This is a genomic window from Bacillus sp. X1(2014) (genome assembly GCF_007678255.1).
In genome coordinates, this window is the sequence record NZ_VEED01000008.1 from 37,449 (window position 1) to 52,840 (window position 15,392).

A 15,392-nucleotide genomic window follows, 5' to 3' on the forward strand; every position below is an offset into this window, starting at 1 on the left:
GGGAGATTAAGATGCGTGAAGTAGTAATTGTGGAAGGTGTACGAACACCAGTCGGAAGAAGAAATGGCGTGCTAAAAGATATCCGTCCGGATGATTTATCAGCGTTGACATTAAAGGAACTAGTCAATCGAGCGGGGATCGACCCGGCGCTTGTGGACGATGTAATTTGGGGGTGCGTAACCCAAGCGGGCGAGCAAGCAGGCGATATTGCTAGAGTGGCTGCGCTCATTGCGGGCTTCCCAATCGAAGTCCCGGGGACAACCATAGACCGTCAATGCGGTTCAAGCCAACAAGCGGTGCATTTTGCTGCCCAAGCAATCTTGTCTGGTGACATGGACGTAGTGATTGCTGGCGGTGTGGAAAGCATGTCGCGTGTCCCAATGGGTTCAAACTACAACGGGGCTGAGGAGCCTTTTAGTCCTAATTTAAGGTCGAAGTATGAAATGATCCATCAGGGATTATCAGCTGAGCGGATTTCTGAAAAATATGGGTTTACTCGTGAGGTACTTGATCAATTTTCACTTGAAAGCCATCAAAAGGCACTTAAGGCGCAAGAAGAGGGGTATTTTTCGAGAGAGATTTTCCCGATCGAAGTAAAGCTTTCGGATGGAACAACGGCTGTCATCAAGGATGATTCTGGTCCGAGAAAAGGAACATCTTTAGAGGCATTGGCTGGTCTTCGTACCTCCTTTAAAGAGGATGGAGTGATCCATGCCGGTAACTCCAGCCAAATAAGTGATGGCTCAGCAGCGGTACTGCTCATGTCCCGTGAGAAAGCAGAAGAGCTTGGTTTGAAACCGCGATTTCGTGTTCACACACGCGTAGTGGTCGGCTCAGATCCTACATTGATGCTGACAGGACCGATTCCAGCTACACAAAAAGCTCTAGAAAAGTCCGGCTTATCTATCGATGAGATAGATGTGTTTGAAGTTAATGAAGCTTTCGCCCCTGTCACACTTGCTTGGCTGAAAGAAACGGGTGCAGACCCTGCAAAACTAAATCCCAATGGTGGAGCAATAGCCCTCGGACATCCACTAGGCGGCAGTGGTGCACGTCTAATGGTGACAATGATGCATGAATTGGAGCGGACCGGCGGTCGTTTCGGATTGCAAACTATGTGTGAAGGCCATGGGATGGCAAATGCTACGATTATTGAGCGATTGGCGTAAGAGTATATAGATTCGCCGATAGAATATGAAAATTCGCTGATAGACGACTGAAATACGCTGATTGGCGACTGAAATACGCTGATAGACCAGCAAAATACGCTGATAGACGAGACGAAATAGCCGATAGACCAATATAAATTCGGTAACGGAGGCGTTCCAATGACGACAACGATTGGTAAAATCTTTGATTTGACGGTGAAAAAATATCCAAACAAACAAGCCATTTACGATGTCAGAAAAAATGTCCGCTATACGTATAAGGAATGGAGCGAGCAGGTGAATCGACTCGCAAATGCCCTCCTAAAAGAAGGGGTGCAAAAAGGCGACCGTGTCTCTACCTTCATGTTTAATACCGAAGAATTAGGGACAGCATTTTTTGCCTGTGCAAAAATCGGTGCCATCTTCAATCCAATTAATTTCCGCTTACCGTCAGAAGAAGTTGCCTATATTCTTTCAGATGCAACTCCAAAGGTCGTTCTTTTTGAAAAGGCCTTAGAGCCTGTCATCTCAGCGATTGCGAGTCGTTTTGAGAAAACCTCCTTTTGGTTTATCGATGTAGAAACCCCTGCGTATGCGGCAAGTTACCAGGAAAAGCTGGACGCCTCTTCATCCGAAGAAATTCATGCCGACGTGAAAGAAAACGATCTTTATGCCTTTATTTATACCAGCGGGACAACGGGAAGGCCAAAAGGAGTCATGCATACCCACCGTAATATGGTCGACCAAAGCGTATTCTGTATTGCATCATGCAAACTTAGAGCAGAAGATATAGGTCTCGTCACAGCACCTATGTTCCATTGTGCTGAACTCCATTGCGCCTTTCTGCCAAGGATTCATGCAGGAGCAAGTAATGTCATTTTGCATCAATTCAATCCAAAAGCGATTCTCCCATTAATTGAAAGAGAAAAAATCACAAAATTCTTTGCAGCGCCAACTATGTGGAATATGCTCCTTCAAGAGGATCTTAGCAAGTATGACTTGTCTAGTTTAAAGCTTGGATTATACGGTGCGGCCCCTATGGCACCAGCTCTTGTTCATGCTCTCCATGACAATCTAGGAATCTCATTAGTTCAGGCTTATGGAATGACTGAAATGGGCCCCGCTATCACCTTCTTATCAGAGACGGACCAATTGAGGAAAGCAGGTTCTGCTGGTCAAGCAGCCCTTAGCCATGACATTCGGGTGGTTCGTACGAGAGAAGATGGTCCATCAGATCCTGATGATATTGTCCCAGTCGGTGAGACCGGAGAGATTATTGTGCAAGGGCCATGTATGATGGTAGGTTATTTCAACCAAAAAGAAGCGACGGAAAAAGCATTGTACAAGGGTTGGTACCGTTCCGGAGATATCGGTTATCTTGATAACGAGGGGTACCTGTATGTCAATGACCGTGTCGATGACATGATCATTAGCGGCGGCGAAAATATTTATCCAAGGGAAGTAGAGGATGTCTTACATGCCCACAATGGTGTCCTGGATGTGGCAATAGTTGGCCAGCCGAATGACCGCTGGGGAGAGACGGTTACGGCGTTTGTTGTCAAAAAAGATCCAAAGCTCACGGAGCAGGAACTGGATGAATACTGCAAAAACTCAGATCAGCTCGCTAATTATAAACGTCCGCGACAGTATGTATTCTGTGAGGCTTTGCCGCGAAATGCCAGTGGTAAGATAATGAAATTCGTTTTAAGAAAAGAATTGGAGGAGCTTTTTACTCCAGGCACTACAAATTCGTAAAAGAGGGTCTTAACATGTTAAAAGGTATTAAAGTTATTGATTTTACGAACTACTTGCCAGGTCCTTTCGCCACATTACGTCTTGCTGAACTGGGGGCGGAAATCATTAAAGTGGAGCCGCCTGAAGGGGACCCTGCCCGGCATATGGGACTTTCCAAACAAGGGAATGGTTTGGTTTTTCTTGCTAACAACCGTCAGAAAAAAAGCATTACCCTTAATTTAAAGGAGAAGGATGGATACGACACCGCCCTTAAATTAATTGCTCATGCTGATGTCGTCCTCGAAAGCTTTAGACCAGGGGTAATGGAAAAGCTTGGTTTAGGATATGAGGCGGTTCAAAAGGTAAATCAAGAAATTGTCTATTGCTCGATATCTGGCTATGGACAGAAAGGGCTGTTAAGTAAGCTTGGTAACCATGACCTCAATTATATGGCGTTAAGTGGAGTATTGGCCCAGTTCAAAGACAATGCGGGCAAACCTGTCCATCCTTCGATTACTTTGGGAGATTATATAGGCGGATTTGCGGCAAATGAACGGATCTTAGCTGGACTTGTATCGAGAACCTTAACAGGAAACGGAAGTTATCATTCTGTTTCCATTACCGACCAGCTAGTATCTATATTAGGGAACCATGTCCTGGTTGAACAAGAAACCGGAGCAGGAAATGGCATTGATGTACTTAGCGGAAGCATTGTTTCTTATGCTTTATATGAAACAAGCGACGGGAGGTTTATGAGCTTTGGCGCGCTCGAACCAAAGTTTTGGGCAAATTTTTGCCAGGCTCATGGTCGTGAAGAATGGATTCAAGCCCATTATTCCACAACAACTGACGCTAACCCTGTTTATCTGGAACTCATGGCTCTTTTTAAATGTAAAACCTTCTATGAGTGGATTGAATTTGCCCATAAGGTTGATTGTTGTATGGCTCCTGTACTTGAAATTGGGGAATTGGTCACTAATCCCTACTTTCGAGACAAAGAGCTCGTCTTTGCTTCAACCTGGGGAGACTATCAGGTAAAAATGCACAGTGACCTAGAGCAGGAATCAATTGCCCCGCCGCCCCAAAAAAACGAGCATAATGCAGAAATTTTGAATAATATTTTGATATAAAAAGATAGACTGCCAAGTATACATTGGCAGTCTATTCTTGGTTACAGTTGGAATAGTCACTGCAATTTGGAAATAGTAATGTATAATAATGGTATAAAAATATAAAAAAGGGGGAGGGTTTTCATGGTGGCAAGTACGAATTTATTTGGTCTCTTCGCTATAATTCCCATCTTGTTGTATTTAGTCATTCTCGGGTTTAGTATTTATTTCATTGTACGAACAATAAGGTTCATGAATGAAAAAACCAAATTAGACCAACAGAGAAATGAGAAATTGGATTTATTGATCCATGCTATAAAAGATAATAATAGGACTGATAAATAAAAAGGAAACGCTTAGATGTCCTAAGCGTTTCCGCGTTTAAATAATTTTCCTAAAACTAAAATCACCAAAAGATTCGGAGCGAATCGTTTTTTCATGGAAGGTTAAAAATGATGTAACCTGGTTCGGTATTACGATACATTTCATTCCAGCTTTGATTGCAGCCATGGCTCCATTAAGGGAATCTTCAATTGCCAGGGCCTCATGCGGCTCCACTTGCATATCCTCTAAAGCCTTTATATATAGTGCAGGATCGGGTTTAACTTTAACTACGTCTTCTCTAGTTTTAACAACAGAGAAATATTCCCAAAGATTAAACTGTCTTAGGAATCCTTCTACCCATTCTCTCGAGGAACTAGAGGCGAGTCCAATTCGGTAACCAAGCTCCTTTGCCTCCTCTAATTTTTCGATAACACCTTCACGCACCTCTAAAATTCCCCTTTTTTCTAAAAAACGTTCCCTCGCTAATTGATTTACTTCCTTCTCATCAATCTTCATCCCTGTCTGAATTTCAATGTATTGAAAAAAAGCTTCATCAGTCGTCCCGATACTTTTCGCAAACTCCTCTAACGGCAAATCAATATTGAATTTCTCTTTTAACAATTCCTCAAATACCTGAAACCAAATCGTCTCCGTATCAATTATTGTTCCATCAAAATCAAAAATCACAGCTTTAATGGGCATGGTCTCCTCCATTCTAGTGGTTCACTAAGTTATTTAGTAGTTTGATTATAAATATATTTCCTATTTTTGTCGCAAATTTAGCAAAGATTTACTTATTTTTATAGCATAAATGCTTTTTAAAAATCGAATGACTAGCAGTATAATAGAGTAAGATGAAAAAATGAAAGGAGAAAAAAATGTTGTATGAAAAAGCATTGCCATTACTAGAGTCACACTTCGGTTATAGCTCCTTTAGGACAGGCCAAGAGCAAGCTATTCGTTCCGTTTTATCTGGCAATAATACAATCACTGTCATGCCAACGGGTGGTGGGAAATCCATCTGTTATCAGATTCCTGCACTTGTCTTACCGGGTACCACGATTGTTATCTCCCCACTAATTTCATTAATGAAGGATCAGGTAGACGCCCTCATTCAGGTTGGTATTCCCGCTACATTTATCAATAGTTCGTTAAGTTACGGAGAAGCTAATAAGCGCATGCAAGAAGCCGTTTCAGGAAAATACAAGCTTTTATATCTTGCACCTGAACGTTTGGAATCACAAGATTTCCTTGAAGATTTATACAGCATGAACATACCATTAGTTGCCGTGGACGAGGCACACTGTATCTCGCAATGGGGTCATGATTTTCGACCAAGCTACCGCCATATTCAAGAGTTAATTAATAGCCTTCCTCAAAGACCCATGGTATTAGCTCTTACTGCTACAGCAACACCAAAGGTTCGGGAGGATATTTGCGATTTATTAGGAATTGATGAAGAAAATACAATTATTACTGGATTTGAGCGGGAAAATTTATCCTTTACGGTTATTAAGGGTCAGGATCGCGACAAATTTATTAAAGACTATCTAAAAGGGAATGTTAAAGAAGCAGGCATTATCTATGCAGCCACCCGCAAGAATGTTGACCAAGTCTATGAAAGACTTATAAAAGCTAATATAAAGGCGGCACGTTATCATGCCGGGATGGGTGATGTGGAGCGGAACCGGGAGCAGGAACGATTTTTAGCAGATGATGCAACGGTGATGGTTGCGACCTCAGCGTTTGGGATGGGGATAGATAAATCCAATATCCGCTATGTGATTCACTTCCAGCAGCCTAAAAATATGGAGAGTTATTATCAGGAAGCAGGCCGTGCCGGCAGGGATGGTCTGAAGAGTGAGTGTATTCTGCTCCATTCCTCACAGGATGTCCAAATACAACGTTTTTTGATTGATCAGTCAAGTGATCGGAGCCGAATGACCCAAGAGTTAGAAAAGCTTCAGCAAATGGTCGATTATTGCCATACAGAAAACTGCCTTCAGGAATATATTTTAAAATATTTTGGCGAGACGGAAACAGAGCCTTGCGGTAGATGCGGGAACTGCTTGGATACTAGAACAAGCAACGATGTAACCAAGGAAGCACAAATGGTGATGTCCTGCGTCATCCGGATGGGGCAGCGCTTCGGAAAAACAATCACGGCCCAAGTGTTAACAGGATCGAAAAATAAAAAAGTAACCGAAATGGGTTTTGATAGACTGCCGACCTATGGAATCATGAAGGACAGAAGTTCAAAGGATGTTAGTGACTTTATAGAATTTTTGATATCACAGGAATTAATAGCAATCGAACAAGGGCAATTTCCTACCTTGTTCGTATCGCCAAAAGGAAAAGGTATCCTTCTAGGTAAGCAGCAGGTCCATCGCCGTGAAACTGTCCAGGTGAAACAAGTTTCCAAAGATGACCCATTATTTGAAGTATTAAGAGAGGTTCGAAAGCAAATTGCTGACACTGAAAAAGTCCCGCCATTTGTGATTTTTTCGGATGCTTCCCTAAAGGATATGTGTGCCAAGCTGCCTAAGACAACGGAAGAATTTTTACAGGTGAGCGGCGTGGGTGAACTGAAGTTAAAAAAATATGGTCTAGAATTTATTCAAGCGATCCGGACCTTCTGTGAAACCAATTCAGACTATCAGAGTGAATTGGCACCTGTTGAGAAAGCCCCAAAGAAGCCTGCCAAGAAAACAGGGGTAACTGATTCGCATTTGGAGACATTAAAATTGCATCAGGAAAATTTATCAATTGAGGAAATTGCTGAGCAGCGGGATTTGGCGATAAGCACGGTAGAAAATCATTTGCTTCAAAGTGCACAACATGGTTTAGAGGTTGATTTTACGAAGTGTATTCCGAATCAATATATGCCGCTTTTGGAAAAAGCCTTGGCGGAAGCCGGCCGAGAGAGGTTAAAACCGATCAAAGACCTGCTTCCGGAGGAAGTAAGCTATTTTATGATTAAAGCCTATGTTTATTTTATTAGCAAAAAGAAATAAGAAAAGGCACACATCAATGAATTTCACCTGATGTGTGCCTTAATTATTAAGAAAAAAGATTACAATTGTTTTTATTTTTAGAATATTCTTAATAGTTGTCGATTACACTCTGATCTTGTTAATATTTCCCCGGGAATTTGTCGATATCCCACTTAATATAAAAAAGAACAGGGCTTATTGAAGCTTAGCTGCCCTGTTCTTTGTCGTATTCATCTAAAAATGGCTTGTTTGCATAATAGTACATCATGGCCATAAAAACAGCGCCGCCAATCATATTCCCAAGCGTGACAGGCACTAAATTGTGGATGACACCGCCCCAAGAAATGGTTCCAGGATGATTTAAAACTAAGGCAATCGCAAACGTACACATATTAGCAATGCTGTGTTCATAGCCGGAAATAAAGAAACAAAAGACAAACAGCATCATGGTAAACATCTTCGGTCCATCCCCTTTCAAGCCCATTGGAAGAAAGAAGGCCATACAGACAAGCCAATTACAGAGAATCGCCCGGAAGAATAGCTCCGTCGTTGGGACCTGCATTTTTATCTCGACAACATGGAGTAAAAAGCCGTTAACCTCTGAACTTTCATAAAGTCCTGTCGTAAAAATAATAAAAGCAAAAACTGCAGCTCCGAGAATATTTCCTCCGTAACTGCAAACCCATAGTTTAAAGACATCTGTCCAGTTCATCTTCTTGCGAAGTGCGGCATAGGTGTAATAAAAGGTATTTCCTGTAAACAAATCCCCACCGCCATAGGCAATTAAAATAATCGCTGCTCCGAAGGTAAGTGCCGCCATCGGATAGGCGAGTGGGTTATCCACAATATAGAAGAAGTTCCCTGTTTTAAAGGCTACGATGACACCAAAACCAATAAACATACTTGCAAGCATCGCACGTAAAATATAACGAAGTATGCTTTGCCGAAAGATTTTCATCTTTTTTAGGGCGAGTTTCTCAGCTTCACCTAAAGGCTGCATTTCCATATTGATATTCCCACCAATCCGATTAAATAATATCCGTTTATTTTTTATCGAAAAGGGGGTTGTTATGTATTAATAGGGAAATTTTTCATCAAACAAGCTTAGAATAATTATATTTTTTCATACATAAACTTTTGTAATAGTTGAAAATAGCAAAAACATCCGGAAATCAGCTATAATAGAGAGGTTTTTTGAAGACTGATTTTAAGGAGATATTATGTCTACATTGAAAAAAATTACCCCTTTATATGATCCATGGGAAGCATATTTAGATATCGAGCAATATGGTAAGCCTCAGCTCACCAATATCGAATTTACCACTACAACGCTTTGTAATATGCGCTGTGAGCATTGTGCGGTAGGCTATACACTTCAGACAAGGGACCCGCAGGCGCTTCCACTTGAACTATTAATTCAAAGGTTAGAGGAAATCCCAACTTTACGATCACTTAGTATTACCGGAGGAGAACCGATGCTGTCCTTATCCTCTGTTAAAAATTATGTTGTACCGATTTTAAAATATGCTCATGAGCGCGGAATTCGGACCCAGATTAATTCCAATTTGACCCTGGAACTGGACCGTTATGAACTAATCGTTCCTTATTTAGATGTTTTACATATTTCACATAACTGGGGGACGGTCGATGATTTTGTTGAGGGCGGTTTTGCCCGAATGGAACGGAAGCCAGATTATGAACAACGGGAAAAATATTTTAAAAGAATGATAGAAAATAGCAGAGAATTAGTTAAAGCAGGGGTGATGGTTTCTGCTGAAACGATGCTAAACAAGCGCACTCAACCGCATTTGGAGAAAATTCATCGTCAGATTGTCGATGAAATGCTTTGTCAGCGTCATGAAATTCATCCTATGTACTCAAGTGACTTTGCTAGTAATCTTGAAACTTTATCATTAAGTGAAATTCGGGAAGCGATTCATCACTTACTGGATGTCAGGGATGAAAAGGTGTGGATGTTGTTTGGGACGCTTCCATTTTATGCTTGCAGCGATATTCATGAGGATCAAGCTCTTTTACAACGTTTGTATAAAAGTAAAAATGTTACCGTCAGAAATGATCCAGATGGCCGTTCGCGTTTGAATGTGAATATTTTTAACGGAGATATTATTGTGACTGATTTTGGGGATACACCACCATTAGGGAATATTCAATCTACCAATCTATTAAATGCATATGAAACATGGCAGGCATCATCTATAGCCAAGGATTTAGGTTGCCATTGCCCAGCGGTCAAATGTCTTGGTCCCAATATTTTAGTGAAGAATAGTTATTATCAAGAGGTAGATTTTATCAGTCAAGAAAATAAAATTATAAGAAACTAAAATGAAATGGCCCTGGACAAGGGCCTTTTGTACATTTAGTCATAGTATTAAATAGTGTGTTTAACTAGCTTCGGATGGCGATGCATGGAAACAAACAGGATGATCCCGCTTAGTATTAATAATGCACTGGTGCAGATAAAAACTGCTGAGAATCCAAAGTATCCAGAGATAAATCCACCCAGCATTGGTCCGATAATATTTCCTAGAAATCTTAAACTCGTATTGTAGCCGAGAACTTCGCCTTGCATGGTAAGCGGTGCTTCCTGGCGAATGTAGGCAACCCTGACAGGAATAATGCCACCAATCGTGACACCAAGAGCAATTCGGATGATAACAAGCTGCCAAAAATTAGTGACCGCTGCACCCGGCAGGTAGACGATTCCTGCCAGGAAAAGAAGAATGATCAGAATCTTAATATAGCCGTACTTATCGGCAATCTTTCCCCAATTACGGGACATTAATAAATTGCCAAGTCCGGCAGCAGAAAAGGCAATTCCTGAATAAAAGGAAACATTTTCTGGTCCATGCAGGTCGCTAACGAATAATGATAAAATTGGCTGGATGCTGAAATGGGCAACCTGTACAAGGGCAGAGATGAGCAGAACAGTTAATAAGACCGGATTTCGTAAAATATGTATAGCTACTTCTCTACTTGAATAATGGGCTTTTGTTCCTTTTTTTACTTCCATCATAAATTCCTTTGTGCCGATGACGAGCAGGGCGGATATGAAAATCGAAATGGATGTCCACTTAAACGTTATAGAGTAACCAAGCGAATCTGCAAGGATTCCACCCAGCATCGGTCCTAATAAAGACCCTGTAATACTGCCTGTTTGCAAAGTTCCAAGCACTCGTCCAGCAATCTCCTGTGGTGTTTGCGTAGAAATAAAAGCCTGTGACATCGGAATAAAGCCTGAAAAGAAACCCATACAAAAACGAAGGAGCAGCAGCTGCCAAACAGAATGGACATAGCCCATAAGAAAAATGGAGAAGCCCATCCCTAATCCGCAAATGATAAGAATCTTTTTTCTTCCATAGCGATCTCCTATTCGACCCCAAATCGGCGAGAAGGTAAAGGCAGAAACAAACGTAATTCCAAACGTGATTCCAGACCAATGTTGGACATATTTTTCCGAGAAGTCCCCAAATGTCTCAATGTACAGCGAGATAAACGGCATAACCATCGTCATACTACCGGCAACAAAGAAGTTCGCAAACCACATGATGATTAAATTACGTTTTGCACGTTTCTCTTGAGTCAATATAAATAACACTTCTTTCTGAAATATATTTCGGTTTTCTAAATTTTATCATACCGAAATTTCTGATAATGATAAAGGATTATCCTATCGATTAAGTTGGGAAAAATCATTGCTAATATTCACTGACCTTGCCAGATAGAGAAAAATAACTTTATTATAAATATTCAAAACACTATTGACAACTTGTTAATAGGAGACTAAAATCTAATTTATTACTTAACAGAATAATACGTTCTCTTATCAAGAGTGGCAGAGGGACTGGCCCGATGACGCCCAGCAACCGTTCCATTTGGAATTGGTGCTAAATCCTGCAAAACAATTTTTTGTTTTGAAAGATAAGAGAGGAGTAGTCCTTTAATTTGTGATGAAACCTCTCTTTTCTGGAGAGGTTTTTTATTTTGGCTGTGTTAGAGGTTAATGTTGATTTTTAGCACTCTGTTGATTGTAGTGGAAGGCACGAAGACTCCTGCGGGAGTACGGGGCAGGAGAGACCCCGCAGGAGCAAAGCGACGAGGAGGCTGCCCGGCACGCCCGCGAACCGCTCGTGCCTGGAACGGAAATCAACAGACAAGTTTAACACAGCCTTTATTTTAATAAAAACCAACTTATCCAATAGGAGTAATGGGATATTGATAAGAATCAAAAAGGGGGAGTTATTAAAATGAAAAGAAATATCTTAAAGAGTACGCTTGTATCAGCTTTGGCAGCCACACTTTTACTGACAGGCTGTGCATCAGGGGAAGAAACAAAACAAGCAAGCGGTAAAAAGGTTACACTTGAAGGGGTACCGGAAAAATTTACGAATGGGGACCAACTGAAAATTAAGGTTATTCGTAAAATTGGCGGAGATGATCATACTGCTCAATTCTTAGCTGGTGCTAAAGAAGAGGGAGAAGCTCTAGGCTTTAAAGTAGACGTATTTACAGCAAATGGTGACACGGCAAAGTTCCATGATGCCATTAATCAAGCGTTAGACCAAGATTATGATGGATTTATCATTTCTCATGGTGATGATGAGGCGACTGTTAATGATGTAAAAAAGATTGTTGAAAAAGGAAAAAGTGTTGTTACATTTGATTCCAATCCGAATATAGCGAATGTCGAAGGAGTAACACTAACTTCCCAGGATGATGAAGCGTTAGCAACATTGGCCCTCGACCAACTAGTAAAGAATACAAATGGTAAGGGGAATATTGCCTACCTATGGGTAGACGGTTTTCCTGCCATGGTTAGACGTAATAAGGTTTATCAAGATGTGCTTTCAAAAAATCCTGGACTTAAAGAAGTAGAACGCTTTGGTGTAGCAGCTGCAGATACAAGTGTTCAAACACAGAATGCTGTTGCAGCGATGTTAAATAAATATCCAAAAGGCAAACTGGATGCCATTTTTGCAACATGGGATGCTTTTGCTATTGGTGCAGCGCGTGCGCTGAAAGAAGCGGGCCGTGAAGAAGTGAAAATCTATGGTATTGATGTTTCCAACGCGGATCTGCAAGAAATACAAAGAAAAGGCAGTGCATGGACAAATACAGCGGCGGTCGATCCTAAACTAATCGGTGCTGTTGATATGAGGATCCTTGCGAAGAAACTTGCAGGTGAAGAAACACCTCAGACCTTTGATTTAGAAGCATCACTTGTTTCACAAGATATTCTTCAAAAGTCTAAAGACCCTGTAAACATGGTAAACCTTGCAAAAATTATCCCAGGCTGGGGGCAATCGACTGCATTTGAAGAGGATTGGATCAAGACATTAAAGAACCATTATAAATAATAGTCGATTACAAGACACTCTCTTTTTCAATAGATTAAGAGAGTGTTTGCTTACGGAGGTGGAATTTAATGAGCGCAACATTGGAGATGAAGAACATCTCGATAGAATTTCCGGGAGTGAAAGCACTGAATCAAGTTGATTTTTCAATGAAAACTGGGGAAATTCAGGCCTTGATTGGGGCAAATGGCGCAGGGAAATCAACATTAATGAAGGTTCTCTCCGGTGCTTATGACCACTATACCGGTGAAATCTGGTTCGATGGGCAAAATCTGAAGATTCGTTCACCGAAAAATGCACAGGACGCTGGAATACAAATTGTTTATCAAGAGGTAGATACCGCACTCATTCCTTATTTAACAGTTGCTGAAAATATTTTGCTGCTCGATACCGTCCACAATATGGGAAGAAAGCATTGGATGAAATGGAAGAACCTTCATCAAAAAGCAGCGGAAATATTAGCGAATATGAATATTTTCCTTTCAACGAAGAAACTTGTCAGTGAGTTAACATTAGCGGAAAAACAAATGATTTTAATCGCAAGGGCGGTTTCAAATCAATGTAAATTTCTTATCTTAGATGAGCCGACTGCACCCTTGAGTCATACCGAAACGACCGAATTATTTAGGATTGTTCGTGATTTAAAAGAAAAAGATGTAGGTGTAATCTTTATTTCCCATCGCTTGCCAGAGATTTTTGAAATCTGTGATGAAGTGACCGTCATGAGGAACGGTGAATTTGTTGCAAGAAAGAAGATTGTTGATACCACTTCTGACAAAGTGGTTGAGTATATGCTGGGGAAAAAATTGGAAGAACAGTTCCCCGTGAAGAACAATCAAATTGGAAATACGGTCCTGGAAGTGAATGGTTTATCTGATCAAGGAAAAATAAAGGATTTACATATTCATGTAAAAGCAGGGGAAATCATTGGAATTGCTGGGCTGGTCGGTGCTGGAAAAACAGAATTGTGCAAAGCGTTATTTGGTTCCGAAAAACTAGCGGCAGGAGAGGTCATTCTTAATGGGCACACATTAAAATTAAAAAGCCCTTATGATGCAGTTAAGAAAGGAATTGCTCTAGTTCCGGAAGAACGGAGAAAAGAAGGAATTCTTGTACTAGAATCTGTTGAAACCAATTTAACGGCGGCGAATTTAGGGGATTTCACAAAGGTGTTTAGCTTTTTAAATCGTAAAAAGGAAAAAGAGACTGCTAAGCAATTGGTCCGCCGACTAGGTATTAAAACACCATCAGAAGAAACAAAAGTTCAGAATCTTTCCGGGGGAAATCAGCAAAAAGTGGCAATTGGTAAATGGCTCGTAGCTGAAGCTGATGTATATATTTTTGATGAACCCACCAAAGGTGTCGATGTTGGCGCAAAGAAAGATATCTTTGAGTTAATCGCTGAACTGGCCAACAGAGGCAAAGCTATTATTTATGCTTCTTCCGAGCTTTCGGAGATTATTGGGATTACCGATCGGGTGTATGTTTTGTATGATGGAAAGCCCGTTAAGGAAGTTGAAACGAATCAAACCAACGAAGAAGAATTATTATTTTATTCAACAGGGGGCAGATAGAATGGAAGCAAATATCGCAGCAAAAAAGCAGGAAGCCCCTGCCAAAAAAGTCTTTGAGTTATTCCACTTTTTATATAAGTATGGAACGATTATTACGATTCTTGCACTTATTATTATCTTTTCAGTTGCCAATCCTACCTTTATTCAAGGCAGCAATATCATTAATATCTTACGTTCCATCTCAATTGTAACAATCATAGCTATTGGGATTACCATATCTTTGTCCGTAGATGGTTTTGATTTATCGGTAGGGTCGGTTGCTTCCTTATCAAACGCTATTGTCATTTCGATGTTTGTTTGGTTTTCACAAAACACACTGGTAGCAATCATTTCTGCAATTGCAGCATCATTGGTTGTCGGTGCCTTAAACTCATTTATGATCGTGAAGTTAAGAATTCCAGACATGCTGATGACGCTGGCAACCATGTTCATCATCCAAGGGATGGCACTGACCTATACAAAAGGAGCAACCGTTTCACAAAATATGGTTATGCCTGATGGTTCAATGGCGACAGGTCTGATCAGTCCATTTTTTACAAAAATCGGCGAGGTTCCATGGATCATCATTATTATGGCAATCACGGTGATTCTCGTGCATATCTTTTTGAATTATACAAAACATGGCCGCTATATGTATGTGATTGGTGGGAATAAAGAAGCGGCCAGACTTTCAGGGATTCCTGTCAATAAGTATAAAGTGGCTGCGTACCTACTTTCGGCATTGTTTGCTTCTATTGGAGGGATTGTACTGGCTTCAAGGGTGTTAACATCAGAAATTAACTCTGGTGCTCCTTACTTAATGGATTCAGTTGCCGCTGCATATATTGGCTTTTCTGTACTGGGAGCGGGGAAGGCCAATGCATTTGGAACATTTGTAGGAGCCGTACTGATTGGGATCCTGCAAAACGGACTCGTGATGATGTCGGTGCCGTATTATGCGATGGATATTGTTAAAGGCACCGTCTTGGCCTTTGCATTAGCGATTACTTATTATAAGCAAAAATAACTAATAGAGAATTTGAAGCCTATTCACCATTGTGGATAGGCCTTATTTTTTTGAAGGAAGATGAAGACACATCCCTTTTGAAAACTAGAAAAAGTTGTTATCAAAAAAGCGATGAAGACCCAATCCTTTCAT

The 15,392-nt window shown here is 40.8% G+C and carries 12 protein-coding genes and 1 riboswitch; of the genes, 9 read left to right on the top strand and 3 right to left on the bottom strand.

What is annotated here, in order from left to right; translation table 11 throughout:
- Nucleotides 1-11 precede the first annotated feature (11 nt).
- From FS608_RS15895 to FS608_RS15905, 3 genes are all read left to right on the top strand, one after another.
- A complete protein-coding gene (locus tag FS608_RS15895; RefSeq protein WP_144552701.1) occupies nucleotides 12-1,169 on the top strand; it encodes a thiolase family protein in 1,158 nt (385 codons plus the stop codon).
- A gap of 159 nt (nucleotides 1,170-1,328) precedes the next feature.
- Nucleotides 1,329-2,903, top strand: coding sequence for a fatty acid--CoA ligase (locus FS608_RS15900; RefSeq protein WP_144552703.1), 1,575 nt, complete (start codon nucleotides 1,329-1,331; stop codon nucleotides 2,901-2,903).
- A gap of 14 nt (nucleotides 2,904-2,917) precedes the next feature.
- Nucleotides 2,918-4,012, top strand: a complete 1,095-nt coding sequence (locus tag FS608_RS15905) for a CaiB/BaiF CoA transferase family protein (RefSeq protein ID WP_144552705.1) — start codon at nucleotides 2,918-2,920, stop codon at nucleotides 4,010-4,012.
- Nucleotides 4,013-4,372: 360 nt separating this feature from the next.
- Here FS608_RS15905 and FS608_RS15915 read toward each other — a convergent pair whose 3' ends face one another.
- A complete protein-coding gene (locus FS608_RS15915) occupies nucleotides 4,373-5,017 on the bottom strand; it encodes an HAD family hydrolase (RefSeq protein WP_144552709.1) in 645 nt (214 codons plus the stop codon).
- Nucleotides 5,018-5,196: 179 nt separating this feature from the next.
- Between FS608_RS15915 and recQ the strand changes: the two genes are divergently transcribed.
- Nucleotides 5,197-7,329 carry a DNA helicase RecQ gene (gene recQ / locus FS608_RS15920; RefSeq protein WP_144553072.1) on the top strand — a complete coding sequence of 711 codons (2,133 nt, stop codon included), beginning with the start codon at nucleotides 5,197-5,199 and terminating at the stop codon, nucleotides 7,327-7,329.
- Nucleotides 7,330-7,513: 184 nt separating this feature from the next.
- Here recQ and FS608_RS15925 read toward each other — a convergent pair whose 3' ends face one another.
- A complete protein-coding gene (locus FS608_RS15925) occupies nucleotides 7,514-8,314 on the bottom strand; it encodes a formate/nitrite transporter family protein (RefSeq protein WP_144552711.1) in 801 nt (266 codons plus the stop codon).
- A 214-nt stretch (nucleotides 8,315-8,528) separates the two neighbouring features.
- Here FS608_RS15925 and yfkAB point away from each other — a divergent pair, with 214 nt between their 5' ends.
- Nucleotides 8,529-9,650, top strand: a complete 1,122-nt coding sequence (gene yfkAB / locus FS608_RS15930; protein ID WP_144552713.1) for a radical SAM/CxCxxxxC motif protein YfkAB — start codon at nucleotides 8,529-8,531, stop codon at nucleotides 9,648-9,650.
- Nucleotides 9,651-9,697: 47 nt separating this feature from the next.
- Here yfkAB and FS608_RS15935 read toward each other — a convergent pair whose 3' ends face one another.
- The gene (locus FS608_RS15935) at nucleotides 9,698-10,873 is read right to left on the bottom strand and encodes an MFS transporter (RefSeq protein WP_144553074.1); all 1,176 of its coding nucleotides are present in this window, start codon (nucleotides 10,871-10,873) and stop codon (nucleotides 9,698-9,700) included.
- Nucleotides 10,874-11,146: 273 nt separating this feature from the next.
- A riboswitch (SAM riboswitch) is annotated at nucleotides 11,147-11,254 on the top strand.
- 96 nt (nucleotides 11,255-11,350) lie between these two features.
- Between FS608_RS15935 and FS608_RS30350 the strand changes: the two genes are divergently transcribed.
- The 4 genes from FS608_RS30350 to FS608_RS15950 all read left to right on the top strand — a co-directional run bounded on the left by FS608_RS30350 (nucleotide 11,351) and on the right by FS608_RS15950 (nucleotide 15,260).
- Nucleotides 11,351-11,506, top strand: a complete 156-nt coding sequence (locus FS608_RS30350; protein WP_222127366.1) for a hypothetical protein — start codon at nucleotides 11,351-11,353, stop codon at nucleotides 11,504-11,506.
- A 67-nt stretch (nucleotides 11,507-11,573) separates the two neighbouring features.
- Complete coding sequence (locus tag FS608_RS15940) at nucleotides 11,574-12,683, top strand: sugar ABC transporter substrate-binding protein (protein WP_144552715.1); 1,110 nt, start codon at nucleotides 11,574-11,576, stop codon at nucleotides 12,681-12,683.
- Nucleotides 12,684-12,751: 68 nt separating this feature from the next.
- Nucleotides 12,752-14,254 carry a sugar ABC transporter ATP-binding protein gene (locus FS608_RS15945; protein ID WP_144552717.1) on the top strand — a complete coding sequence of 501 codons (1,503 nt, stop codon included), beginning with the start codon at nucleotides 12,752-12,754 and terminating at the stop codon, nucleotides 14,252-14,254.
- Nucleotide 14,255: 1 nt separating this feature from the next.
- Nucleotides 14,256-15,260: an ABC transporter permease gene (locus FS608_RS15950; RefSeq protein WP_144552719.1), complete on the top strand. Its 1,005-nt coding sequence runs from the start codon at nucleotides 14,256-14,258 to the stop codon at nucleotides 15,258-15,260.
- The last annotated feature ends 132 nt before the right edge of the window (nucleotides 15,261-15,392 follow it).